General features: G+C 62.3%; 20 protein-coding genes. 6 read left to right on the forward strand and 14 right to left on the reverse strand.

What is annotated here, in order from left to right; genetic code table 11:
* Window positions 1-128: 128 nt before the first annotated feature.
* On the reverse strand, window positions 129-1,157 hold the full coding sequence (locus tag WQQ_RS19940; protein ID WP_007187069.1) for a DNA-binding protein: 1,029 nt from the start codon (window positions 1,155-1,157) through the stop codon (window positions 129-131).
* Window positions 1,158-1,327: 170 nt separating this feature from the next.
* On the opposite strand from WQQ_RS19940, the gene WQQ_RS19945 reads away from it, so the two are divergent.
* The 6 genes from WQQ_RS19945 to WQQ_RS19970 all read left to right on the forward strand — a co-directional run bounded on the left by WQQ_RS19945 (window position 1,328) and on the right by WQQ_RS19970 (window position 9,489).
* Window positions 1,328-2,425, forward strand: coding sequence for a site-specific integrase (locus WQQ_RS19945; protein WP_007187070.1), 1,098 nt, complete (start codon window positions 1,328-1,330; stop codon window positions 2,423-2,425).
* 153 nt (window positions 2,426-2,578) lie between these two features.
* Window positions 2,579-3,913 carry a metallophosphoesterase gene (locus WQQ_RS19950; protein ID WP_007187071.1) on the forward strand — a complete coding sequence of 445 codons (1,335 nt, stop codon included), beginning with the start codon at window positions 2,579-2,581 and terminating at the stop codon, window positions 3,911-3,913.
* Window positions 3,914-3,925: 12 nt separating this feature from the next.
* On the forward strand, window positions 3,926-4,966 hold the full coding sequence (locus WQQ_RS19955; protein WP_040455181.1) for a GTPase-associated system all-helical protein GASH: 1,041 nt from the start codon (window positions 3,926-3,928) through the stop codon (window positions 4,964-4,966).
* 2 nt (window positions 4,967-4,968) lie between these two features.
* Window positions 4,969-5,961 (forward strand): TRAFAC clade GTPase domain-containing protein, encoded by a 993-nt coding sequence (locus WQQ_RS19960; RefSeq protein ID WP_272942425.1) that lies wholly within the window; start codon window positions 4,969-4,971, stop codon window positions 5,959-5,961.
* Window positions 5,958-6,812, forward strand: coding sequence for a TRAFAC clade GTPase domain-containing protein (locus WQQ_RS19965; RefSeq protein ID WP_040455183.1), 855 nt, complete (start codon window positions 5,958-5,960; stop codon window positions 6,810-6,812). Before WQQ_RS19960 ends, WQQ_RS19965 begins: the two co-directional genes overlap by 4 nt.
* A 13-nt stretch (window positions 6,813-6,825) precedes the next feature.
* On the forward strand, window positions 6,826-9,489 hold the full coding sequence (locus tag WQQ_RS19970) for a GAP1-N1 domain-containing protein (protein ID WP_040455186.1): 2,664 nt from the start codon (window positions 6,826-6,828) through the stop codon (window positions 9,487-9,489).
* 94 nt (window positions 9,490-9,583) lie between these two features.
* On the opposite strand, the gene WQQ_RS19975 is transcribed toward WQQ_RS19970, so the two are convergent.
* The 13 genes from WQQ_RS19975 to WQQ_RS20025 all read right to left on the reverse strand — a co-directional run bounded on the left by WQQ_RS19975 (window position 9,584) and on the right by WQQ_RS20025 (window position 24,118).
* Window positions 9,584-10,159, reverse strand: coding sequence for a hypothetical protein (locus tag WQQ_RS19975; protein WP_050997778.1), 576 nt, complete (start codon window positions 10,157-10,159; stop codon window positions 9,584-9,586).
* A complete protein-coding gene (locus WQQ_RS19980) occupies window positions 10,152-10,835 on the reverse strand; it encodes a HupE/UreJ family protein (protein ID WP_237715099.1) in 684 nt (227 codons plus the stop codon). The genes WQQ_RS19975 and WQQ_RS19980 overlap by 8 nt, the downstream gene beginning before the upstream one ends.
* Entirely contained in the window at window positions 10,832-11,056 is a 225-nt protein-coding gene (locus tag WQQ_RS25020) for a hypothetical protein (protein WP_007187076.1), read from the reverse strand. The genes WQQ_RS19980 and WQQ_RS25020 overlap by 4 nt, the downstream gene beginning before the upstream one ends.
* 89 nt (window positions 11,057-11,145) lie before the next feature.
* The gene (locus WQQ_RS19985) at window positions 11,146-12,477 is read right to left on the reverse strand and encodes an MFS transporter (RefSeq protein ID WP_007187077.1); all 1,332 of its coding nucleotides are present in this window, start codon (window positions 12,475-12,477) and stop codon (window positions 11,146-11,148) included.
* Window positions 12,470-15,622 (reverse strand): efflux RND transporter permease subunit, encoded by a 3,153-nt coding sequence (locus WQQ_RS19990; protein WP_007187078.1) that lies wholly within the window; start codon window positions 15,620-15,622, stop codon window positions 12,470-12,472. The genes WQQ_RS19985 and WQQ_RS19990 overlap by 8 nt, the downstream gene beginning before the upstream one ends.
* Before the next feature lie 8 nt (window positions 15,623-15,630).
* Window positions 15,631-16,890: an efflux RND transporter periplasmic adaptor subunit gene (locus WQQ_RS19995; RefSeq protein WP_007187079.1), complete on the reverse strand. Its 1,260-nt coding sequence runs from the start codon at window positions 16,888-16,890 to the stop codon at window positions 15,631-15,633.
* On the reverse strand, window positions 16,887-18,059 hold the full coding sequence (locus WQQ_RS20000) for a TolC family protein (RefSeq protein WP_007187080.1): 1,173 nt from the start codon (window positions 18,057-18,059) through the stop codon (window positions 16,887-16,889). The genes WQQ_RS19995 and WQQ_RS20000 overlap by 4 nt, the downstream gene beginning before the upstream one ends.
* A 145-nt stretch (window positions 18,060-18,204) precedes the next feature.
* Window positions 18,205-18,714, reverse strand: coding sequence for a hypothetical protein (locus WQQ_RS24520; RefSeq protein WP_157534809.1), 510 nt, complete (start codon window positions 18,712-18,714; stop codon window positions 18,205-18,207).
* Window positions 18,671-19,654, reverse strand: coding sequence for a CDF family Co(II)/Ni(II) efflux transporter DmeF (dmeF, locus tag WQQ_RS20010; protein WP_272942426.1), 984 nt, complete (start codon window positions 19,652-19,654; stop codon window positions 18,671-18,673). Before dmeF ends, WQQ_RS24520 begins: the two co-directional genes overlap by 44 nt.
* A complete protein-coding gene (locus WQQ_RS25320) occupies window positions 19,554-19,934 on the reverse strand; it encodes a DUF411 domain-containing protein (protein ID WP_083844668.1) in 381 nt (126 codons plus the stop codon). Before WQQ_RS25320 ends, dmeF begins: the two co-directional genes overlap by 101 nt.
* Window positions 19,935-20,015: 81 nt before the next feature.
* Window positions 20,016-21,554, reverse strand: coding sequence for an IS3 family transposase (locus tag WQQ_RS20015; protein ID WP_007187082.1), 1,539 nt, complete (start codon window positions 21,552-21,554; stop codon window positions 20,016-20,018).
* 78 nt (window positions 21,555-21,632) lie between these two features.
* Complete coding sequence (locus WQQ_RS20020; protein ID WP_040455194.1) at window positions 21,633-22,028, reverse strand: hypothetical protein; 396 nt, start codon at window positions 22,026-22,028, stop codon at window positions 21,633-21,635.
* Window positions 22,029-22,219: 191 nt separating this feature from the next.
* On the reverse strand, window positions 22,220-24,118 hold the full coding sequence (locus WQQ_RS20025; protein ID WP_007187083.1) for a cytochrome c/FTR1 family iron permease: 1,899 nt from the start codon (window positions 24,116-24,118) through the stop codon (window positions 22,220-22,222).
* Window positions 24,119-24,122 lie beyond the last annotated feature (4 nt).

The following is a 24,122-nucleotide window of genomic DNA, read 5'->3' on the forward strand; positions in this document are numbered from 1 at the left end:
GCGGAGAACGTTGCAAGAATGGTTGCGAAAATTCTCATGTGGTGGACGCCTTTGATATGATCAATCCGGCCGCCGGACAAGGTGCGGCGGCATAGGTGACTGACGCAACCTGTGCTGCAGACGTCGAACTAAGAGCTTCCAGCCTCACCGGCTTTGGCCTTCTGCAGACGGCGAATCTCAGCCTTGGCTTCCTCCAATTGCCCCAGCAGTGCCGACAGCCGGCCTTCGAGTTTTGCCGCATCTCTCAAGGCCTCGTCGCGGTCACGTTTGTGCTGCTCGCTGCTCCCGGTCAGCTGTTCGATCTCGGCACGGGCACGATCCAGTTCAGCCTGGCGCAGTGCCTGGTCCCTGGCGGCCTGCTCATGGACCCGCTGCAGGGCATTCTCGGCGGCCACCACGGCCTCCTGGCGCTTGGCGAGGTCACGCTGCGCAGTCGTCAGCTCCGCCCGGAGCGAAGCATTCAGTTTGGCGGCCTCCGACACCGATGTCTCGAGGGTTGCCGCATGCTTGGCTGCGGCGGCCGTTTCACGCTCTCGATCCTGCACCAGGCGTTGCAACTGGGCCTTCTGTTCGTCGATACGACCCAGCAGGTGACGCTCGTTGCCCTCAGCCTGGTCGCGCAGCCGCTGCAGTTCGCCGGTGTGCTTCTGGGCGGCGCGTTCGCGCTCGGCCTCGGAAGCGCGGGCCTGGGCCTCGGCGGTGGTCGCGCGGGTCGTCTGGGTTCCCAGCTCTTTCTCGGTGCTGGCGAGCTTGGCTGAGGTGGTCTTGAGCTGCTCCCGGTGACGTTCCAGATCGGCGTTCAGGTCGGCAACTCGCTGATGGAACGCCGTGCGCTCGACTTCGAAGTCGCGGCGATCCTGGGCCAGAGCTTCGCGACCTTGGGCGAGCGCCGCCTCAGCCTCTGCACGTTCCGTTTCGAGTTCCTGGCGGGCAGTACTCTGTACTTGCTCGTAGAGTTCAGCCGCGGCCGTCGCGATCGACGCCGGCAAGTTCAGGCGCAACGGCAGCGACTGGAAGTACTGCTTGAGCAGAGCGTTCACCGTACCAGGCGAGCCGGTCCCCAAGATCCGGCGCACGCCATCGATCGTCGGCCGCTCACCTTCGGCCAGCAGCTGATCCGCAGCGCGCGTGATGTCGGTCAGCGTTACACCGCGCATAGGGTTTTCCCGGTATTAACCGGCTCCGATTTTCGCGTTTTAATGCTCATGGGGCCTCCCGATTCTCAATTCCCTGCCCTTGCCTTTATACTCGTGATAAGAGATGTTTATCACGAATACGACAGGTCGAACGTCGTATTTAATACATAGTACATAGGATTTATACCGATATGCCGACCGCTGAGCCACCGCGCAGACGCAGGCCCAAATCCGCGGCCGTGACGGTCGCGGCGCCGGCCGAGCTGATCTCGCCGTCCGAACTGGGCGACGCGGCGCGGCGCGCGGCCGAGGAAATCCTGGTCGCCGGCCAAGCCGAGAATACCGTCCGCAGCTATCGCAGCGCCCTGCGCTACTGGTGTGCCTGGGCCCAGGCGCGTTACGGGCAGCCGCTGGCCCTGCCCGTCGCCGTGCCGACGGTGCTGCAATTCCTGGTCGACCACCTGGCGCGCGGCCCGATCGACCAGCCGGTCTGCGAGCTGCCAGCGGCGATCGACCAGCTCTTGGTCGAGAGCGATTTCAAGCGCCAGGCCGGACCGCTGAAGATGAACACCGTGGTCCACCGGCTGGCGGTGCTTTCCAAGTTGCACCAACTGCGCCGGCAGCCTAATCCCTGTGAAGATCCGCAGGTCCGCCAGCTGCTGTCGAGCGCCAAACGCGCCGCCTCCAAGCGTGGTGAAATCGTCACGAAGAAGACGGCGGCGACCCGGGAGCCTCTGGAAGCCATGCTGGCCACCTGCGATGACTCCCTCAAGGGAATCCGAGATCGGGCGCTGCTGCTGTTTGCCTGGTCCAGCGGCGGTCGCCGGCGATCGGAGGTGGCCGATGCCATCGTGGAGCGCTTAATCAAGGCGGATGGCAGCAACTATGCCTATCGGCTGCATCGGTCAAAGACCAACCAGGATGGGACAGTCAAGCAGCCAGATAAGCCGATCCGTGGCAAGGCAGCTGAGGCCCTGAAGGCCTGGCTCGACGCGGCTGCCATTGCCGAGGGCGCGATCTTCCGGCGCCTGTGGGGGTCGCGAGTGGGCCCTCCCCTCACCCCGGAATCCGTCGCGAACATCGTGCGCAAACGCGCCTTGTTAGCCGGATTGGACGGCGATTGGGCGGGCCACAGCCTCCGGTCAGGCTTTGTCACGGAGGCGGGTCGGAAGAACATTCCCGTGGGTGACGTAATGGCCATGACCGAGCATCGGAAGGTCGATACGGTTATAGGGTATTACCGGAGCGGCGAACTGGCGGCCAACGCCGTTGGAAACCTGTTGGACTAAGGCAGTTCCGTGCGCGGAGGTAACCCGAGCAATGCTCGGCAGATGTGGGGGTCTTAAGCTACTATCGAACTTGGCAAAGGCCGGAATCTACAGGTCGAAGCCCTTGATTCAGAATAAAAAGACTCAAAACCGATCGGGGACCAAAACGGCGCCATGCCTATTGCCTTCATTCACCTCTCGGACATCCACTTCGGCCAGGAAAAAGGCGGAGCGGTCGCCGTCCACGACGATGTCAAGGAACGGCTGATTGAAGATGTCCAGGATCAGGTGGCACGTCTTCCCGGACAGCGAGCCAGCGGCGTCATTGTTTGCGGGGATATCGCGTACGCTGGAAAGCGTGAACAGTATGCGGCCGCCGCGGCTTGGCTCGATCAGATCGCTGGCGCGGCCGGTTGTGCGAAAACCGACGTACAAATAGTGCCGGGCAACCATGACGTAGATCGCGCCAAGATTTCTGCGGCACTCACCTGGATGCTTGATGAGATCAAGGTGAAGGGCGAGCCGAAACTTGACGAATTCTTGGCGGCCGAGAACGACAGGACCCTCCTCTATAGCCGCTTCCACGCCTACGAGCCCTTTGCAGCGGGCTACGCCTCACCCCTAGACAAATCCGGCGGCGACGCAGGAAGCCGAGTCGTCGAACTTGCCCCTGGACGACACCTTCGATTCATCGGTTTGAACACCGCCCTAATCTGCGCCAAGCAGGATGACAAGGCATCCTTGCTCCTGGGGGCGAGGCAACGAGTCCTACCCAGCAAGCCGGGCACCGAGTTGGTGGTCCTCACCCACCATCCTCTGGATTGGCTGCAGGACTCCGAGGACGCCCGCAAATACCTGCGCGCCAGAGCCCGGGTATTCATCTCCGGCCATGAGCACATGCCCTCGGCCAAGGTGGACCCTGTTTCTGCGGGCTGCGATTTGTTGCACATCGCTTCTGGCGCGACCGTTCCCCCCACAAACGAGGTGGAATATGGCTACACCTATAACCTGCTCCAGTTCGAATGGGATTCTGCAGCGGATGAGCTTGTTGTTACAGTGATTCCCAGAAAATGGGATGACGATGCAAAGCGGTTCGCGGCTGATCCAGGACGCCTGGGCGAAGGCGGGCCGAACTATCGGCTAGGATGTCCCAACTTCAGGGCCGTGCCCAAACCGGCAAGCGGGTCCGCGCCGTCGCCAGAGCAAAGCGAGGTTCCTGTCCATATTCCGATTGTGCAGGAGGAAGGCATGATCGAAGAGAGGACAAGTTCGTCGGAACCGCCAAAGTACGCGCAACTCCGCCTGACTTTTTTTCGCGACCTGACGGCCACACAGCGCATTAGCGTGCTGGTGAAGCTCAATGCACTGCCGCCGCAGTGGCAGGACACGCTCATGCATAGTGCCGAACAACAAATTCTCGATTCCCTGCACCTGACAAACCGTCTTGCTGAACTCGAAGCGGCGATGAACGAAGTGCTGGGCCTCGATCCGAACAACCACCAGAAATAGCCGGATACCCCGATGGCCGACATTGCACGCTACTGCCGCATATTCGATCAGACCCCTAGCGATGATCTGGTCACAAAACGGACCCAGGGAATCGAGGCGCTTCGGAAGGCCTGGCTAAAGAAAACCGACGTCGAAGGCCTCGTCCGGTTGGCCAGTGGCGTCGCCGACGCCTTGCAGGATCCCAACGCCCTGCCCGCTTCACTTGCGACTGAGGCGGTCACCCCATTGAAGAAATTTAGTCCAGCTCTGATCTATCAAGGACATGAGTTGGAAATCGCGGTCTGCTCCGCCGTCGCCTTACTCGCTTGGCTGGAATCGTCAAGTCCATCCGATGATATTCCCATGAGCAGGACCGGCTGCATTGCCAGCGCACTCTGGTGCGCTTTGGCCGTGCAGACTCCGTCGTCGAATTTAAAGCTGGAGGAATTGCGGCGCCAGGTTTTGTCCCAAGCTCAGGAATGGGTCCTCAATTGCGGCATCCTCACCCGGCGCCGAAAGACAGTACCCGATTTTGAGATGCCCCTACAGGAAGGCGAGGTGCCCGATGCTCCCAAGCTCCTGGAAAAGGTCGAGATCGCCGCTGACGCCACCATCTCCGCCCTACGTGAGAACGCCATCCGGGATCGAGAGGAGTTGGACTTGCTTTGGTGGGCCCTCAGCGATTTCAGCGAGACGCTCAGCCGGCCGCTTTCGGCGTTGCCTCCGGTGCTGCGCGCCATCACAGGCGCCTTGGAACTTTCGAAGATCATGAGGCGCCTGCCCACGGAGTCCCACAAACAGTTGGTCATCCGGCAGATCGAAGATACGGAGGCGATGTCATTCGAAGCCATCTTGGCCGATCTTGGCAAAGACCGGGCGAAACTGGCGGGAATCCATTCCGGCAGCAAGATCGTTTCCGATCTCCCTAGGGTGTTTCCGCTCCTTTCTGCCATCGCAACTAATGACCGCAAAGTCGACAGCTCGATCAACTTGCCCCTGTCCATCTGGACAAAGCATGTGCTCCTTGAGGCGTGCGTTGCCACGATGGTCGTCCAAGCATCGCCTGGAATCTGACCGTGGAACGCGGATGCAGAAAGGAAGAGTGCACGGTTCAGCAAACTGGCAAGTGCGCTCTGAGCCGAGACCCCAATGAGTGCTCCGAGCGCCTCGATGAATCAGAGGGGGCTGCCATCGAACCACCCTCGGTCTTGGAGACGGAGAGCACCCTTGCACCTCCGCCGGAAAAGCCAAAGCTTCCGAATAGCCTTACCCTCGATTTAGACCAAATTCGAAGTCTGGGGGCTTCCCGGCAAACCACGCTGGTTGGGGTACTGGGATGCCCTGACTCGGGTAAGACGGCAGCACTTGTTAGTTTGTATCTGCTTCTGGCCCACAACCGCCTGGAAGGCTTTCGCTTTGCCAACAGCCTCACTGTGATGGCTCTTGACGAAATCAGCCGCGGCGCCAGGCGCTGGAGCGAAGGCGCGCGGCCAGATCAGATGACGGTGCATACCGAGATATCTACGGAACGCGGAGCTGGGTTTATGCATCTGCGAGTTCTCGACCAGCGAGATCGTCTCTGTGACCTGCTCGTCCCTGATCTGCCAGGTGAATGGTCGAATTCGCTTGTCGACGAGAACAGGGTGGAGCAGTGGTACTTCCTGAAATCGGCTGACGTTCTCTGCTTCTTTGTCGATGGTCGACAACTGGCAAGCAAACGGCAGTCCACCGTCCATCGCACAAAGCTGCTAATTCAAAAGGCGGCGGCTCTGGTTGCACCGCGAACGCCGCCGGCCATTTTGGTAGTGTCGCACCGGGATGCCTTCGAGCCCAATGCGACAGCCTTGCAGCAAATCATAGAGGAGGCTGCCCGCTACGACTTGCAAATCCAAGTAGTCCCCATCGCGTCCTTCACTAAGGCGGACTCCGGGGTTCAACCGGGATTCGGCATTGGCGCCCTCGTCGAGACCTGGGTAAATCCGTCTCCTCCCCTTCCCCTGGAATTCTGGCCGGATACGGACAACTCTTGGTGCAACCGGGTCATGCTACGCTTCCGGGGACGCAAATGACCGCGAGCACCGCCTCGATCCTGCTTGTGGGCTTGCCCGAGACTGGCAAGACGAACTACCTCGCGCGTTTGTGGGCCTCCCTACGCGAGGGGAAATCCGCAGTGACTTCGACACCGGATACAGGGGTGATCAAGTACGTTGAGGATGCCGTCGCCCATCTTCTCGAAGGTGCATTTGCGGGCCGAACCACCCTGGACTCCGAAGATCAAAGCGCAACATTTCGGATTCCGGTGCGTGCTTCAGAAGGAGCAATTGCCGCGGAACTGGTGGTGCCTGACGTAAATGGTGAAATGTGGCGAGATGCCGTGGAGGATTCCGAAATATCGCAGCGCTGGCATGACGAACTCTGCCGAACCTCGATGGCATTGCTGTTCGTGCGAGCGCGGTCTCCGTTGAATCACATGCCCTTGGACTGGGTGGTCTCGGATGGCATTCTGACCAAAATCACCCCAAATGCCGAGGTGCAGAGTCGGATTCCCACCCAGGTCTATTTGTGTCAGCTGCTTCGATTCCTCGAGACCACCTTGGGTCAGTCAGGGGTGAAAACTCCGCGCCGTGTTGCCGTCGTCGTGACGGCATGGGACCGGCTGGATGCACAGCAACGCGCGCAGGGTCCCTGGCGATATCTAGAGTCCGAATTCCCGTTGTTCTTTGGTGCCTTGCAGAACTCTGAAGAACTCGACATCGATGCCTTTGGGGTGAGTATCGTCGGGGGCGACTTGACCGATGATCCGGGGTTCAAGGCTGACTTCTTGGCCAATGGCGACGTCCATGCTTCCGGCTACGTCGTGCATGGCACCGAGGAACAAGCGGATGTCACCATCCCAATCGCCTGGCTTCTACGGAAGTGACGCAGCGACGAGAATGTACGCACGCGAGCAATTTCACGGCTACCGGAACGGTCATCAACTGCTGCAGGGTAATGTTGAGCTGATCCAGCAAGACCAAGATACCGTCGACCGTCTGTCCGATATCTCCGGGCAGTTGCGGCCAGGGGAGGAGTTTGCCCCGTATTTTACGTTCTATCCCCTCCCCAGCCAGACTTACTATGTCGTGGCGCTGACGCGACAGGATCTGGCGGCGCCAAGAGCAGGCTGCGTTCGCACGCATAGCCTGTTTGTGCCGATGCCGGAATGGACCGCGCCCACAGTCCTTCAGACTCTGCGCGATGTTGTTTCACATTTTCAGCTGAGCGCGGATTCGAATGTTTTAGGACATCCTTCGGGCGCAGAGGAGATTCGGACCTGGCCTCGTCTCGAAAGCCCATGGAGCCTGGAGCTGGTCGAGGCAATGTTTTTGGAGAAGCGCGCCCCGATTGCGGTGTTCGATGCAAAGGATGCCGACCTTGCTTGTTTTCGCCTGATTGCAGCTTTATGGCCGGCGCTCCGGAAGATGTTTGCCGTTTGTACCTTTTCTCTCGGTCCCAGATCAGTACAAGGACGTCCTTTCGACATAGTCTTCGCACCAAAAGCTGCACGGTCACGTTTCAGCGATTGGTCAGGTAGAAGGATTGAGCCATCGTCGACGCCCTACCGTCCACGCCACCGTTGGTCGAATGCCCTTGCTGAGGCGGTCTTCAAGGACTTCCCTCCGAATCTGGATCGTCTGGACGAACTGGGAATTCTTGGAGGCCATCAGGACGCCAGCGAATCCCGACTGAGACTATCCCTGTTCTGGCGAGAGCTGGCTGATAAGTCGGCGGAGTCGCCGGAAGCAGTCTTGGGGTTGATCGATATCTACACGACGGCTCACCCGACTAGCCTAAGGGCCCGTGAATCTCTGGCAAACGAGATTCGAGTTGGTGTCTCGACGGCGCGGCGGTCGTTTTCGGATTCCCAGTTCTGGCAATACCTCCTGGCCCTCACGCAGAAGTTCGAGAAAGGTAGGCTGCCCAAAGGAACTGCCTCCGTAGTCCGCGCAGCTGCTAGGGCCCGTGCAGCGAACGCGCCGCTTGCTTGCGTGTCGGCGTTTCAAGAGTCCATGACCGAGGGCGCGACTCTGCCTGCCCCACTGGCCTCGGCCATTGGTGAAGGAGTATCGCAAGCGACTGAGAATGACGCAGAGGTTCTGGCCACACTTTCGGCGTTTCCCGGGAGGATCGGCTCGCAGATCATTTCCAGGAGCAGAGTGCTGGCGAATCGACTCGTCTTTGCGGCGGGAAATGACAGCGAGCTTCTTTCGGGTCTCCACAACCTGTTGCAATCGGCAGATTCGAAGACGCGACAATCCCTTCTACTTCGCTCCGCGCTCTCGTTTACCCGGGCAAGCCAAGCCGGATTGCTGGATAGTCTTCTACGAGGTACCAGTTCTTCGACGCTCTTGTTTGCCGTGCAGGCCATAGGAAATGCCACGTCATTCGATGTGCCACAGTTCGATGAACCCTTGGTCAGCGCGGCCCACGCCACGCACTCAATACTCAACTTAAGAAAAGTGGTCGGTCTTCATGAGAGCGAAGGAGCCGATCGGCTACTGGCGACCACGTTGACGATCCAGAGCGAGGATGTTCGTTGGCTGAGTCAGAGCATCTCGGAACCTCAACGAAAAGCCAGGGTATTGGCAGAACTGATTCATGTGTCTTCGGATCACCAGATCAAGCAGCTCGTCGAAAATGCATCCGCAGACTTTGACCTCTTGGCGACGCTGGCGGTGGATTCCTTAACGTATGCCTTGCCGATGACAAGGCTTCTAGGACTTGCTTCTGTGTCCGATGAGCAACTGTCGTCGTATGGCTCCTCACTGCTGCGACAACTGTCTCCTGAGGACACTGCCTATCGTCCCCTCGCACTCCACGTAATCAGTCGTCTGCAGGGGAACTCAGAACTCCTTGATGATCGTGCGTTGCTGCAGACAGTAGAAACCCTAGTTGCTACGGGAAGCGGGCGGGAGGCAATTGACTCGCTGTTTTCCGGCCGGACTTCAGATACGGCAGTAAGCCGAGCGCTGTATGCCTACGACTTAGGTTCACAGCGCTTTAAATCCCAACTGCACAGTCGGATTGACTTGGTGACAGGCCGAATACTGCAGTCAGGCCTAGCCGGGCTATCTAAACCGGACTTTCGGACAATTGCGGAGATGTTGAACCGTTCCGGGGATTCGAATCGGCGTGGACAAGCCGTTGCATGTGGCCGCGTTCTCGATCAGTGTTTCGCTTCCCCTCATCTTCCGGTCGGAGATTTGGTGGTTGCGGCCTTCCCGATTGTCTACCGAGAAGTGAGATCCGGAAGTCCCGGATTCAACCTACTCGACTTGCTATTTACCGATTGGGACCACTGCAAGACCATCCGGCGCAAGCTTGTAGAAACCTACATCCGATCAGCCTGGCCTCCTGTAGGCGTATTGATTTGTGCGTGGCGCGCGCATGATGTTGATAGAGTGTTGCGCAGCCTTCAAAAGGCATGGCGAGGTAGGGAGTATTTGAAAAGCATTCAAGAAAGCCTTTCGCAGTACGAAGGGCCGGATAAGGAGCTCCTTTCGCGCGCCCTACGATCCTTTGTCGCCATCGAATCGATTGACGCGGAGGATGATTAACAAAGAGTAGCAGCCTCGCGTGCAGTCCCCGTTGCAGAATGACGCAAAGACACTACTCCCAGGTGCCTGCGCCCATATGGCGAGCCGAAATTCGTCAAGGACGATAGAGTTTCTCGAAGAATCCACTGACACGGACAATCACGGTCACCGGCTGGGTTCCCTTGTTACTCCAGTACCACCCGTGAGCGCCGTCGAATGGAGCGATGAAGTTGCCATGCGCGGCGGTCTGCTCACGATCACGCCAGTAGCTGCTGAACTGATCACCGGCATTCGGGGGCTCACCATGCATGTCGAAATTCACGGCACCGCCCTCTGCTTTCCAGGTGAAAACAAAGGAATCGCCCTCGCGCATGGCGGCCTTGATCTCAGCTCCTTCATTCGGCTGGAGAACCAGCATCATCTCCTTCGTTTGGAATGGCGCCTCGTTGGCGATCACTGCCATCTCGGTATTGGGAACGGTACTCGCGGGGCTCGCAGCGGAGGCCTCCGAGGCGTGCAGCGCGCTCAGCCCCAGGACTTTTCCGATGCCCGTGGGATCGACGCCGAACTCCGCCGGCATGACCGTGGTAACCAGCAAGACTGCAGCGCCTGCCAGGGCAATGGCCGTGGCCTTCAGCAGTGTCGGAACGCTGGCTTGGATCGGCGAAACAGGGACGTTTGGGTTAGTCATTGAGATAGAAACCTGCAAGTTGATAGCCGGTGAGCAGGAAGCCCGCACTCATCAGCACGACATTGGCGGCGAAGGCCTGGCGTCCGAATGCAGACGTCCTGCGCCAGAAGCCCATCGCGATCAGAATGCCGGTCAGGGCCAGCAACTGTCCTATCTCCACGCCCACATTGAACGCGAGCATGTTAGGCACCAATCCGTCTGAGCCCAGTGAGAAGTCCTGCAGCTTGGTGGCCAAGCCGAAGCCATGGAACAAGCCGAAGATGAACACGGCCGCGCGATTGTCAGGCTGGACGCCGAATACCGTCTTGAAGGCGCCGAGGTTGTCCAGTGCCTTGTAGACGACCGACAGACCGATGATCGCATCGACGATGTATGGGTTGACGTGGGTGCCGCTGAGAACGCCGTATAACAGGGTGCTGCTGTGACCGATCGCGAACAGGGTCACATAAAGCCCCACGTCGCGTATCCGGTAGAGGAAGAAGATCACCCCGAACAGAAACAGGAGGTGGTCGTAGCCCGTCACCATGTGCTTCGCGCCCAAATAAAGGAACGGGATCAGTTGCGCTCCCGCGCTGCCCTCGATGAAGAGCTTGTCATCCTCGGCAACGCCATGCGCCGCCGCTGCACCGGCCAGGAGAAGGCCGGGCAGCAGCAGTGCAAGGGATACCCGCCTCACTTCGATGTAGGCGCAGCCGGCGCCTTCTCGTCGGCCTTCTCGGCTTCGGTCTCTGCCCCCTGTGCCTTGTCCCCCTTGGGGGCGGCTTTGGATGCGCCAGCCTTGCGCACAGACTGGGGCTTGACCACAGCGCCCTCTTCTTCCGGCTCGTGGTTTCCGTGAGCCATGGCCAGCGGGGCGCTCAGGCTCAGCAGGATCGCAGCAACAAACGACTTCTTCATCTCGAACTCCAGTGGGGATGGAACAGCGGTACAGCAAGGGACCGGTACACCGGAGCGGCCGTCGAGCCGCGCCGGTGTTCCAGTGGGGGTTAAGACGGCCACCTCCGATGCACCTCATCGATCACGAAGGGATGGCTATGGCCATGGTCGCTATGCTCGCCTTCGGCCAGATGCGGGTGGTCTGACGGGAGATCGTCATGTCGGTGCACCGGCGCTCCGCTGTCGTCGGCGGACCAGAACCGCGCCGCCGCGATCCAGCCCAGCGTGGCGATCGCCGCCATGGTCCATAGGGCCATCCCCATCCCCGCCTGGGCCCCCAGCCATCCCACCAGGGGATAAGTGATAAGCCAGCAGGCATGGGACAGCGAAAACTGTGCAGAGAACAGTGCCGGCCGGTCCTCCTCCCTTGAGGAGCGCTTCAGCAGACGCCCACCCGGGGTGACCAGCGCCGCATAGCTGCTGCCCAGCAGGACCCAGCCTCCCAGCAGGAGCCCCCAGTGCGCGCGCTCCGCCAGTGACCAGGCCATGGCCAGGACAGCGAGCAGGATCGACATGCTCCCGGCCGCCGTCAGCATCACGCTGCGATCCCGATAGCGCTCCAGCAACCGCGGCAGCACAAAGGCCATGATCATTGACCCTGCGCCGAAAGCAGCCAAGGCCAGGGCCACGGCGTGATCCGACTTCTGCAGCTCGCCCCGCACAATCACCACGGTGTTGACGATGACCATCGCGCCGCCGGCTGCCGCCGCGAGATTGAGTGCCAGCAGGCCACGCAGGCGGGGCGTGGCGAGGAAGATGCGCATGCCCTGAGTGAGCTTCCGGGTGATGCGGGTCGACGCAGTCTTGGCCACCGGCCGCGGCAAGGCCACCGAAAGCACAAGCAGAGCCGATCCCAGGAACCCGACAGCGGTCCCCATGAACAAGCCCTGGTCGGTGATGATCGTCAGCAGCACCGCCGCCAAAGCCGGGCTTAGCAAGGTCTCCAGGTCATACGCCAGCCGTGCCAGGGACAGGGCCTTGGTGTAGTCCTCTTCCTTGGGCAGCACTTCCGGGATGGTGGCCTGGAAGGTCGGCGTGAAGGCGGCCGAGGCGCTTTGGAGCACGAAGATCAGCACATAGATCTGCCAGATCTGATCCACCCAGGGCAGCACCAGCACGACGAGCAATCGGACCACATCGAGAGTGACCAGCAGCCTCTTTCGCGGAAACCGTGCAGCGTAGGCCCCGGCGATCGGGGCAACCACCACGTAAGCGATCGTCTTGATGGCGAGGGCGGGGCCAAGCACCGCCCCCGCATCTTCGCCCGCCAGACGGAAGGCCAGCAGCCCCAGGGCCACCGTCGCCAGGCCGGTACCCACCAGCGCCACGACCTGCGCCAAGAACAGGTGCCGGTAGGTCCGGTTCCGCAGAACCTCAAACATGGGCCACTCTCCCGGGGTTGGTAGCCCGCCCGGCCTCCTTGCGATGAGCCAGGCGGTACAGCGCCGGGAGCACCAGCAGCGTCAGCAGCGTGGAACTGATGATGCCACCAATGACCACCGTCGCCAGCGGGCGCTGGACCTCGGAGCCGATTCCTGTATTGAAGGCCATGGGCACGAAGCCCAGCGCCGCCACCAGGGCCGTCATGAGTACCGGGCGCAAACGGGTGCGGGCGCCCTCGCGGATGGCTTCGTCCAGACCCACGCCATTCTCGCTCAGGCTGCGGATGAAGCTGACCATGACCAGGCCGTTGAGTACCGCGACCCCAGAGAGTGCGATGAATCCGACACCCGCCGAGATCGATAGCGGGATGTCGCGCAGCATCAGCGCGGCAACGCCGCCGGTCAGCGCCAAGGGCACACCAGTGAAAATCAGCAGCGCATCGCGCATCGACCCGAAGGCCAGCCACAGCAGGCCGACGATCAGCGCCAGCGTGATCGGTACGACGATCGCCAGGCGTTGGCTGGCCGACTGCAACTGCTCAAAAGTGCCGCCATAGGAGATCCAGTAACCCGGCGGTAGCTCCGCGTCGCGGGACACCGCCGCTTGGAGATCGGCGATGAACCCGCCCAGGTCCCGATCACGGACATTAGCCGTCACGACGACCCTGCGCTTGCCATTCTCGCGGTTCACCTGGTTGGGGCCAGGCGCCAGCTCCAGTTCGGCCACCTCTCCGAGCGGGACATAGCCGCCAGTCGGAAGCGGCACAGGCAGACGCTCGAGGGCATCGATATCCTTGCGCAGTTCCTCCTGCAGCCGGATCACCAGCGGACTCCGGCGGTCACCATTGAACACCAGCCCCACCGTTTCGCCGCCGTAGGCCGATGCCACGACCGATTGCAGGGCGGCGACATCCAGACCGTAGCGCGCCAGGACCTCGCGGCGGGGCTGCACGCTCAACACCGGCAGCCCGGTGACCTGCTCCAGCGAAACGTCCTGGGCACCACCGACGCCCTCGACGATCCCTTCGATCTGCTTGCCAATACCGGCCAGCACCTCCAGATCATCGCCGTAAACCTTCACGGCAACGTCCGCTCGCACGCCGGACAGCAGCTCGTTGAAGCGCATCTGGATCGGCTGCGTGAACTCGTAGTTGTTGCCCGGGATCGGACGCACCACAGCTTCCAGATCGGCGACGACCTGTGCCTTCGGCTTGCGCGGATCCGGCCATTCGCTCCGGTCCTTGAGGATGATGAAGTTGTCGGCCACCGACGGCGGCATCGGATCCGTGGCGATGTCCGCCGTACCGATCTTGGCGACGATGCGCTCGACCTCCGGCAGCTGCTTCACGGCAGATTCCAGCTGGGCCTGCATACCCACCGCCTGCGTCAAGCTGGTGCCCGGGATGCGCAGGGCGTGCATGGCGATGTCACCCTCGTCCAGGTTCGGCAGGAACTCCGACCCCATGCGCGACGCCGCAAAGCCCATCACCAGGACCAGCGCGGCTGCCGCTCCCGCCACGGCGACGCGCGCCCGCAGGCTGGCATCGAGCAGCGGCACGTAGACGCGCTCGGCGAACCGCGCGAAGCGGGTTTCCGAGTGCGGCTTGGGCGCGGGCACCAGCAGCGCGACGGCCGCGGGAACCGCCGTGACCGAAAGCACCATGGCAGCGACCAGGGCCATGACCACCGTCTGGGCCATGGGGTGGAACATCTTCCCCTCGACCCCGCTGAGGGCGAAGATCGGCAGGTAGACGGCCGTGATGATGAAAACCCCGAACAACGCCGGGCGAATCACCTCACTGCTCGCCTCGTAAACGATCTGCAGCCGCTCCTTGAGTGGCATTTCCCGCCCGTGGGCTGCTTCCAGAGACAATCGCCGCAGGCAGTTCTCGACGATGATCACCGCGCCATCCACGATCAGGCCGAAGTCCAGGGCGCCCAGACTCATCAGGTTCGCCGAGACGCCCGCCTTCACCATGCCGGTGATGGTCAGCAGCATCGTTATCGGGATGACCATGGCGGTCAGCAGCGCCGCCCGGATGTTGCCCAGCAGCAGGAACAGCACCACGATCACCAGCAGAGCGCCTTCGAGCAGGTTTTTCTGCACGGTCTTGAGCGTCTTGTCGACCAGCCAGGTGCGGTCGTAGGCAGTGACGACCTGAACGCCCGGCGGCAGCGACGGCTGGATCTCCTTGATTTTGTCCGCCACGGCGCTGGCCACGGTCCGGCTGTTCTCGCCGACACGCATCAGCACCGTGCCCAGAACGACTTCATGCCCGTTCTGCGTAGCAGCACCGGTCCTCAGCTCGCCGCCCGTCGTCACATTGGCGACATCGCCGACGCGCACGGGCGCATCGCCGACCGTCTTGATGACGATGCTCCGGAGGTCATCCAATGCGGCGTCGCCGGCTCCCACCTGACCGGGGATGCGCAGCAGCATCTGCTGGCCGAAGCGCTCGATGTAGCCGGCGCCGGCGTTGGCGTTGTTCCGCTTCAGGGCGGCCGCCAGTTCTTCGAAGCTGACGCCGTAGCCCAGTAGCGTGGCCGGATCCGGCTGTACCAGGTACTGCCGCTCATAGCCGCCAATGGAGTTGACGTCGGCGACGCCTGCGACGCGCAGCAGCTGGGGGCGCACGATCCAGTCCTGCGCCTGACGCAAATCCGTCGCCGTGACCGGTGAGCCATCTGCATTGCGCGCACCGGGCGCGGCATCGACGGTGTACATGAAGATTTCGCCGAGTCCGGTCGCCGCGGGGCCCATCGACGGCTCGATGCCGGGAGGCAGCTGGCCGGCGACTGCCTGCAGCCGTTCGGCGACTTGCTGGCGGGCGAAGAAGGGATCCGTTCCCTCCTCGAAGATCACTGTGACCTGCGACAGGCCGTAGCGGGACAAGGAGCGCGTGTACTTGAGCCGCGCAAGCCCCGCCATCGAGGTCTCCAGCGGGAAGGTCACGCGCTGTTCGGCTTCCAGCGGCGTGTAGCCCGGAGCCTCCGTGTTGATCTGGACTTGGACGTTGGTGATGTCCGGAACGGCGTCGATCGGCAGGTTCTGGTAGCTCCAGATGCCGAACAAGGCCGTTGCCATGACGATGAGCAGCACTGGGATGCGCTGCCTGATGGATAGACTCAGTATGCGTTCGAGCATGATCAATCTCAGTGGTCGTGGCTGGCGCCGGATTTATCGACATCGGCCTTGATCAGATAGCTGTTCTCGGAAACGTACCGGGCGCCCGGCTCGATGCCCCCGAGGACTTCCACGTAGTTACCGTCCTGTCGACCGAGCTCCAGCATGCGCACTTCGTAAGTCTCTCCGATCAGCTCGAAGACGACCGTGAAGTCACGGAAGGCCTGTAGCCCGCTGCGCTTCACTGCCAGGGGCACCTCGGCCGCACCAATGCGCACCTCGCCGCGAGCGAAGAGGCCGGGTGTCCATTGGCCAGAGCCATTGTCCAGCGCGACTCGCGCGGTGTAGACGCCGCTCAGGGTGCCGCGACCGGCTCCCTCGGCCGGGGCGATACGGACGATCTGGCCGGAAGCCTGGACGTCCCCGCGGTCGACACTGGAAAGGGTCACGGGCTGGCCGACGCGGAGCTTCGCGAGGTCGCGCGGGAAGACCGATAGTTCGACCCAGAGCTTGGTGAAGTCAGCGATCACGAACAGCGGACCGTTTCCGGCAAATTCGCCGGGGTTGGCATCGCGCTCCAGCACGACGCCGGAAATCGGCGAGGTCACGTTGTAGCTCTGCAGGCTGTCGTTGCTCTCGACCACCGCCAGCCGGTCACCCGCCTGTACGGTATCGCCGACCGACTTGGACACCTTCTGGATCGTGCCGGGGAAGCGTGCGGTGACGGCCCGCACATGCTCGGCATTGGGAACCACACGACCCGTGAGCTTCAGTACCTCCGCGATCGTTGCGGGACCGGCGGCTTCGGTCCGGACGCCCGCATCCTGGGCGTTCTTGGCCGAAATAGTGGTACGGCCTTCGAAGTTGTCGAAGGCCCAGCGATGGGTCTTACCACCCTCCTCTGCCGTCACCACGACGCTGAAGGAATGGGGCTCGGTGACCGTGCCGCTGCCGATCAGGTAGCTGTCCTTCGGCGCGAAGGTGAAGCGGTTCTGCTTGTTGCCCAGCCGGTTGAGTTCGACGACCACCTTGGCCGCGGTCGGCGGAAGAAGCTTGCCGTTCCGGTACAGGTAGACGTGGTACTCGGGCGGCACGCCGTCCTCGAAGATCTGGAGTTCGAGGGCGAAGTCGCCGTCACGCAGCATGCGGCCGCGGTTGGGGCCTCGTTCGTACTCCGCTGATGCGGCCGTTTCGCCACCGTGCTCGGCGGCGGGTTCGGCAGACTTCGGGTTGCAGGCTCCCAGCACCAGGCCGAGCGCGATCAGGATGCAGGTCGTTTGGCGATTCATGGGGTGTTTCCTTCGATGAGACGGTCGCCGGTAATGCGTTCGAGTTCGGCGAGCAGAGAGTGATAGCGGACAGCAGTGTCCAGGCGGGCGCGACGGGCGTCGGCAAGCTCCTGGAGCACCAGCGACAGTTCGAGGTAGCCATAACGGCCACGGTCGTAGGCGTACTGGGTCTGCTTGAGTGCCTCCTGGCGTGCAGGTAGAACCTCGGTGTCGAGCAAGCGCAGGGCTTCCTTGGCATGGCCGAGTTCCTGGTAGCGCTCGAACAACTCCTCTTCAGCGCGAAGCAGGGCAGCCTGGCTTTCGGCCTGGGTCTGTTCCTGGCGGGCGGAGATGAGGGCGGCCTCGTCCCTGGCCCGACGTCCCGCGAGTAGCGGCAGGCTAAAGCCGACGACGGCTGCGACATCGTTGCCGTCCTCATAGCGGCGCGCGCCGCCGGTGAAGGTCGGCCGCAAGCCGGCAGCAGCCAGCGCAGCACGGCGTTCGGCATCCAGCGCGGCGGCTTCGGCCAGACGAGCCCGAGCCGACGGGCTCTGCTTCAGGCGTTGACGCAACTCCGGCAGCGGACGCAGCGGGGGCAGGTCGAACAAGGGCGCTTTGAGTTCGCCAAAGTCCGGCTCGGGAGAGCCCATCGAGACCGCCAACGCGACCCGGGCGCTCATTTCCTCGTGCTCGGCGTGCTCCCGTTCCAAAACCGCCTGGGAAAGAGCGGCCTGGGCACGTGCACGCTCGGCCACAGGGGCGCGAGCAGACCTCACTCGAGCGTCTGCTGCCGCCAGGCTTTTGCGGGCCAGTTCGACCTTCTCTTCGGCTAGACGTAGACACTCGCCGTCGGCGGCGGCCTCGTAGAAGCGCTGGGCAACCTCCGCCAAGGCGTCGCGGCGGCGCACTTCCTGGTCGGCCGTCAGGGCCACGGCCCGGGAGTCGGCCGCGCCAAGACGGCTGGAGCGCTGGTCGCCCAGCTCCAGGGCCTGGGAAAAGCTCAGGGTCCACTGGGCGCCATCGAGGCCGCTGCGGGCTCCGTTGCCGAAGACATCCTCCAGGAGGACGCTGACCTCTGGCGTGGGCGATTGCTGCGCCAAGCTGCGGCGGACGGCGGCGCCTGAGCGCTCGGCGTCAAATCCTCGCAGGTCGGGATGCGAAGCTTCTGCTCGCTGCAGGGCGTCGCGCAAAGTGAGAGGCTCGGCTGCCCGAACGGGCGCGACAAGCATGAGCGCTGCCGCAAGAGCGGCAGGACGCCAGACAACGGAAAGGTACACGGGAAGTCCTCTTCCAGGAACGCGGATGTACGCCGCGTCCTTCAGAGGGCGCGGCGCGCTAAACGGTCGAGAAAGCCTGGGGAGGAGCTTGGCTTGGAGGCATCAGGAACCGGGGTGGCCCTGTTACACGCTGATCCGCGAGCAGGGGCAACAGGCCGGGAACCCCATCGACGTCGATGGACAGAGCGGCACTGGGTACTGGCCCCACCGGCGGATGATCCAGAGAAACGCGGGTACCCAGCTTGTTGCTGTCGTCATCCTGACTGCCTTCAGCGTGAGCCTGGGCATGGTCGATATCCAGCGCAGAAACAACGTAGCTGTGCACCTCATCATGCCCGTGCGTATGCCAATGCACATGCGGGCCAAAACCACTAAGGCCCGCCAGCAGGCAAAGCGACAGCAGGATGGGGACGAGGCGCGCGAACATCAGTAGACAATAGTCGATATCGATCGGGTGGCGCCAGCAGCCTGGACTGCGGCAGGCCAGGAACCACCGATAAAGTAAGAGCCGGGCATGGCTGTCCTCACGCTGCGGCGATCTCGACCGTGACGTGGACCAGTTCTTCATGCACCGCGAGTTGCCGATGGAAGTCCTCGGCCGTCGCATGACCCGCGACCGAAAGCCGCAGGATGCAGGCGTACTTGCCCGTGGCCACGCGCCAGACATGCAGATCGGAGATCGACGCCTTGACCGGGCTTTGGGCAATCACCTCGCGGATTTCCTCGATCACGGGCGCATCCATCTCCGCATCGAGAAGCACGCGGGTCGTGGACTTCAGCAGGCCCACCGCCCAGATGCCGACCAGCACCGCCCCGACGATGCCCATCGTTGGGTCGAGCCAATCAGCCCCCCATAGCTTTCCCCCAAAAAGCGCCACGATGGCCAGAACCGAAGTCATCGCGTCCGCCACGACATGAAGATAGGCGGATCTGAGATTGAGATCTGGCGCGCCATGGTTGTGGCCATGGCCATGGCCATGATCGTGCGCGTGATCATGCCCATGTGGCTGATGCCCGCCGGCATGCAGGAGCTTTGCGCAGACCAGATTGACCGCCAGGCCAACGAAGGCGATGACGATCGCCTGGTCGTAAAGAATCGGAGTTGGTGAGTACAGGCGCTCGATCGATTGATAGGCCATTGAGAAGGCCACGAGCAGGAGCAGCAGCGCACTGGTAAAGCCGCCCAGAATCTCGATTTTCCAGGTGCCAAATGCAAAGCGATGGTCGTTGGCGAGGCGGCGGGCCAAAGAATAGGCCAGTGCTGCCAGACCGAGTGCAAGAGCGTGGGAACTCATGTGCCAGCCATCGCCGCCGACCGAACGGCCGTCCTCTCGGCTGTGGTTTATGAAAGCACACGCAAGGTCGCCCTCGCCTCTTCCGATCAGCCGACTCTTTCGGAAACGAAAGTCAAGCGCCGAGCCCACTCCACCAAATCCGGGCATTTCCGTTTTGGTCGTAAAGAATGACCCCTGGTTTCTCGCCGAGATGAGACGATGACAGAGGCTCATGCTGAGCTGCTGTCGAATCTACCGCTACGCCAAGCCCGGCAGGGTGCTGGCGTGCCAGCAAGTCCAGTGCTTCGGCCGGCACATGACCCTCGACGAAATACTCCATGTACCGTCCCACGTGGCATCCCCGAAGTGATGGCGGGGTCTTCAAGGCCCCCCGGATGGTCTTTAGTGTTTCGGGCTCGTACATCGTGACGACGTACCCTTGGGACTCCAGCTGCCGCGCCCAGGTGAAAGCGCAGCGACAGCCATGCGTTCGATAGATGGTTACCTGTCGCATGGGATCGACAGGGAACCACCGGGGCTGTTGCCGCGCGTTGAAAACTGATCAGATGGGGGTGCGGCTAAAAACTTGGACTGGTTAAGCAGCGAATGCCAGCTTCCTGCGGTGCTCCAAGGGACTGCGGTAGCCCAACGAACTCTTGATGCGTGACTCGTTATACCAGCGGATGTAGGCATCCAAGGCCGCGACGAACTCCTCGATGGTCGTGGACAGCCAGTCACGCGAGTAGAACAGCTCGTTCTTGAGGTGACCGAAGAAACCTTCGCACGCCGCATTGTCCGGCGAGCACGCCTTGCGAGACATGGAGCGAATGAGCTTTGCCTCCGCGATGCGGGAAATCCAACCAGGCCATCGATAGTGGCCGCCACGATCCGAATGCACCACAGGTCGGCTGCTGCAGCCGGCTACCGTCTCTATGGCTGTATCCAGCATCGTGTTAACGAGTTCTGCGTCTGGGCGGGTGCTGATCGACCAGCTGACGACCAGGCCGTCGTAGCAATCGATCATCGGGGACAGGTACACCTTGCCAGCCGGGATCTGGAATTCGGAGATGTCCGTCAGCCACTTCTCGTTGGGTTTGCTGGCGCTGAAGTCTCGATTCAGCAGATTGTCCGGTGCCGGACTGATCTCACCCATGTACGAGCCGTATCGGCGTCGTTTTCGCATGACGGGGACCAAGGACTCCTGCTTCATCAGACGCCGAACGACCTTCTCGGAGATATTCACGGATTGCCCGGTGAGCGAGGCACGCATCCGTCGGTAGCCGTAACAGCGGTAGTTGCGCTCAAAGATGTCAGCCATGGCACGGCGCACGTCGACGTACTTGTCTGCACCCTGAAGCCGAGCCAGGTGGTAGAAGAAGGAGCTGCGTGGCAAGCCGACGGCTGCAAGCAGTTCCGTCAGCGTGTAGGTCGATCTCAGGGCATCAACCAGCTGCGTCTTCTCCCGGTTTGTCAGGAGCTGCTGGTCGATGCCCAGATCTTTTTTTAGGAGTTCGTTCGCCTTTTTCAGGATGTCCTGCTCGAGTTGCAGGCGCCGAATGTCGCGCTGAAGTGTTTCGATCTGGCGCTCAAGCTCCTTGCGCTCTGGATCGTCGGCTGAATCGTGCTGGCGTTTCATCGATGCAGGAACCTCGCGGCCGAGCAGTTGATGCTTCCAGTTGTACAGGGTTTCCCTGCAAACGCCGAGCTCGTCGGCCACCGCGACCGCGCTGCCTTGGCGAGTACACAGCGCCAGCACCGCCGCCTGCTTCAGCCCAGCAGGACGCGGAGTGCGATCCACAGTTCCAATGACACGCACTCGCGCTTCTGGGTCCAGTTCGAGAATCCAGTTCGTCAGCCACTGGCGTCCGGGATAGCCCAGCGCCCGCAGGGTGACAGACATGCAGCGGCCGTTTTCGACGTAATGCCGGACCGCCGCTTCCTTCTGCGCTTGCGAATATTTGGGCGTCCGGCCCGGATAGCCAGTCGGTAAATCGAGGCGCTGCTCGTACTCTCGATACCAGCTCAGCAACGAATTCTTGGTGGGATACCCCAGCTGGCGAAGGGTTGCCCCCGGACGCTTTCCGAGCCTGATGTACAACTCGACCGCGCGAATCCTGTCCTCGTACGAATACATGAACTATCTCCAGATAGTCCAAGATTTTGTCCGCACCCCCGATGGTCAGTTTTCAACGCGCGGCAACACCTCAAGACTTCAGAGGGAGGTCAACTGGGGAGGTCCCCGCAGCGGGGGACGCAGGAAGGCAGGACTTGCCGGGACAAGCGTCGGCAGCAGGGGAAGGACGAACCGGCGGGGGGTCTGGAAGAGAATCCAGGCCAACAGCGCCGCAAGCAACACAATCGGCAAATCGTCGAAGCTGAGTTGCTTCCCGGTCTTGGAGACGCCGTCAACGGCCAGCGACACGTCCGTGTCCTGGTGCGGCGCGCTATGGCCCGCTGCGTGGTGCAAGCCGATATCCAGGACGTGGAAACTTGCGGGCGCCTCCTGCCCGTCAAAGCACAGGTGCAGGTGAGGCCCCGCGACACGCACCGTCAGCAGCAAGACGCATATCAGCGTCAGCAGCCGTTGCAAGGTGGGCGAGCGAGTCATGGGGCTACTCTAGCAAAATTGAGCGAGGATCGATTCGGCGCCATCGGAAGCGGCCCGGCAGACCTTCCCGCTTAGTACATGGCCCGGGCATAGTAGTTCCGCATTCCGTACCACCCCAACTAGGGCGGCCCGTTGTCCGGCGCTTAGAACAATCAAGGCCTTGCTGTGCATCGGACGGATGTGTTTTGGCGTCAGGTGGCGGCTCGGCGCCAGTTGTAGGCAAAGCCGGTCATCAGCACCGAGGCACAGGCCAGCTGAGCCACGAGGCCCTGCAGGGTGGGATAAAAGCCAATCCAATCGAAGCGCGGCAGGTCCAGCAGCCTGGCTGAGAGCAAGTTGGCCTCCTGCAGGGCGGCAATGCCCTTGCCGGTCAGCATGACCGCCAGGATGGCCATCAGCACGGCGCTGATCGTGAAGAAGGTGCCAATGGGCAGCTTGCGCGAATAGCGAAGCATCAGCCAGGCGATCACCGCCAAGGCCGCGATAGCCGTTACCGCGCCCGCGATCACTGCCTGCTCAGCGCCCTGGCTCCACAGTGCGACATAGAACAGGATGGTCTCGAAGACCTCGCGGTACACCACGACGAAGGCCAATAGGAACAGGAACCACGCCGAGCGCTGCGACAGAGCTGCGCCGATCTTCTCCTTGACGTAGCGCTGCCAGGCGCCGGCCTGGCTCTTGCCGTGCATCCAGATGCCGACGAACAGCAGGACTGCCGCAGCGAATAGGGCCGCGACGCCTTCAGTCAACTCGCGGCTGGCGCCGCTGATGTCGATCAGGTAGGTCGCCGCGCCCCAGGTAGCCACACCCGCCAGCAGTGCTGCGCCAGTGCCAGCGTGGACGTAGGGCAATACCTCGGTGCGGCCAGCCTTGCGCAGGAACGCGATGATGGCAACTACGATAAGCAGCGCCTCCAGGCCCTCACGCAGCAGGATGGTGAAGGCACCGACGAAGGCCGAGCCGGCATCCGAGCTGGAGTCCTTCAGGGTCTGCTCCGCCGCACCGAGCCGCGACTGCAGGTCTGCTACCCGCCCGGCAATCTCGTCCACCGATGCACCGGCCGAAATCCGCCCCCGCAGCTCGGTCATCGCCATTTCAAGAGCCCGCATCAGCTCTGGATTCTTGACCCCGAGGATCGGTTCCACGGGCTCGAAGCCGTCGAGGTAGGCAGAGACGGCCGCCTGGGAGGCGGCGTCGCGATCGCCCTTGCGATAGGCGGCCACCGCCTGCTCCAGCCGGTCGCGCACGAGCTGCAAGGAACCTTCGGTCGACCGCAGCACTGTGCCCGGATTGCGGCGCAGATAGGCCATGACTGATTGGGCCTGCTCAGCACCCACCCGCGCTTCCAGTATCGCAGGGGTTGTCGTGGCCAAGGCTGACAGATCGGGGATGGCTTCCTGCGCCGTCGCCTGTTGCCAGAACTGCGCGCCAGCTGCCGCCTGATCCTGCGGGAACGCAAACTGCCCGACGACGAAAGCCAGCGCCCAGCGCTCCTCGTCCGGCAGATGCGCAAACGAGGACATGGCGGTGCCTTCCAGACCCTGGCTGATCACCTGGTAGAGGGCGAAGATGCTGCGCTCACGCGCACGACCAAGGTCGGTGAAATCCACTGGCGCCGGGTCCATGCCGGCGGCGAGCGGTCCGTCGCCGTGCCCGCTGGCGCCATGGCAGCCGGCGCAGAGCGTGGCGTACTGTGTCAGCCCCTTCGCCAGGTCAGGCGCGGTCTTCGGCGACAGAGGCACCGGGTAGGCTTCCAGGAGCTTGGCGCCCAGGCCCCGCGCGAGTGTGGCAACAGCGCCGGGATCGGCCTTTGCCTCGATGGCGGACTTCAAGCCCTGTGCTTCCTGGACCAGGGCCGGCTGCGCCGGAGTCGGCACCAGCGCAGCGAGTTGGCGGTTCACCGAGTCGGAGAACTCGCTCATCTCGGCATATTCGGCTGCGTCGATGACGGTCCCGCTGTTGTCCACTGCGCCGGCATAGTCCACGGCGATGTAGTCGAGCAGACGCCAGGTAGTCTGGGCATCGCCGGCCGCCAGCGACATCAGGGGCCACAGGAGCAGCAGGGCAAGCAGGGAGCGCAGGCGGGTCACGGAT

Source organism: Hydrocarboniphaga effusa AP103, from assembly GCF_000271305.1.
Classification (GTDB): Bacteria; Pseudomonadota; Gammaproteobacteria; order Nevskiales; family Nevskiaceae; genus Hydrocarboniphaga; species Hydrocarboniphaga effusa.

Excerpts from the sequence above, each read along its gene's own strand:
- WQQ_RS19985 (WP_007187077.1), bottom strand. The coding sequence starts at position 12,477 with ATGTTTGAGGTTCTGCGGAACCGGACCTACCGGCACCTGTTCTTGGCG.
- WQQ_RS25020 (WP_007187076.1), bottom strand. The coding sequence starts at position 11,056 with ATGAAGAAGTCGTTTGTTGCTGCGATCCTGCTGAGCCTGAGCGCCCCG.
- WQQ_RS19945 (WP_007187070.1), top strand. The coding sequence starts at position 1,328 with ATGCCGACCGCTGAGCCACCGCGCAGACGCAGGCCCAAATCCGCGGCC.
- WQQ_RS19995 (WP_007187079.1), bottom strand. The coding sequence starts at position 16,890 with ATGAATCGCCAAACGACCTGCATCCTGATCGCGCTCGGCCTGGTGCTG.
- WQQ_RS24520 (WP_157534809.1), bottom strand. The coding sequence starts at position 18,714 with ATGAAGAACTGGTCCACGTCACGGTCGAGATCGCCGCAGCGTGAGGAC.
- dmeF (WP_272942426.1), bottom strand. The coding sequence starts at position 19,654 with ATGAGCCTCTGTCATCGTCTCATCTCGGCGAGAAACCAGGGGTCATTC.
- WQQ_RS19955 (WP_040455181.1), top strand. The coding sequence starts at position 3,926 with ATGGCCGACATTGCACGCTACTGCCGCATATTCGATCAGACCCCTAGC.
- WQQ_RS19975 (WP_050997778.1), bottom strand. The coding sequence starts at position 10,159 with ATGACTAACCCAAACGTCCCTGTTTCGCCGATCCAAGCCAGCGTTCCG.
- WQQ_RS19950 (WP_007187071.1), top strand. The coding sequence starts at position 2,579 with ATGCCTATTGCCTTCATTCACCTCTCGGACATCCACTTCGGCCAGGAA.
- WQQ_RS20015 (WP_007187082.1), bottom strand. The coding sequence starts at position 21,554 with ATGTATTCGTACGAGGACAGGATTCGCGCGGTCGAGTTGTACATCAGG.
- WQQ_RS25320 (WP_083844668.1), bottom strand. The coding sequence starts at position 19,934 with ATGCGACAGGTAACCATCTATCGAACGCATGGCTGTCGCTGCGCTTTC.
- WQQ_RS19965 (WP_040455183.1), top strand. The coding sequence starts at position 5,958 with ATGACCGCGAGCACCGCCTCGATCCTGCTTGTGGGCTTGCCCGAGACT.
- WQQ_RS19940 (WP_007187069.1), bottom strand. The coding sequence starts at position 1,157 with ATGCGCGGTGTAACGCTGACCGACATCACGCGCGCTGCGGATCAGCTG.
- WQQ_RS19970 (WP_040455186.1), top strand. The coding sequence starts at position 6,826 with ATGTACGCACGCGAGCAATTTCACGGCTACCGGAACGGTCATCAACTG.
- WQQ_RS19990 (WP_007187078.1), bottom strand. The coding sequence starts at position 15,622 with ATGCTCGAACGCATACTGAGTCTATCCATCAGGCAGCGCATCCCAGTG.
- WQQ_RS20020 (WP_040455194.1), bottom strand. The coding sequence starts at position 22,028 with ATGACTCGCTCGCCCACCTTGCAACGGCTGCTGACGCTGATATGCGTC.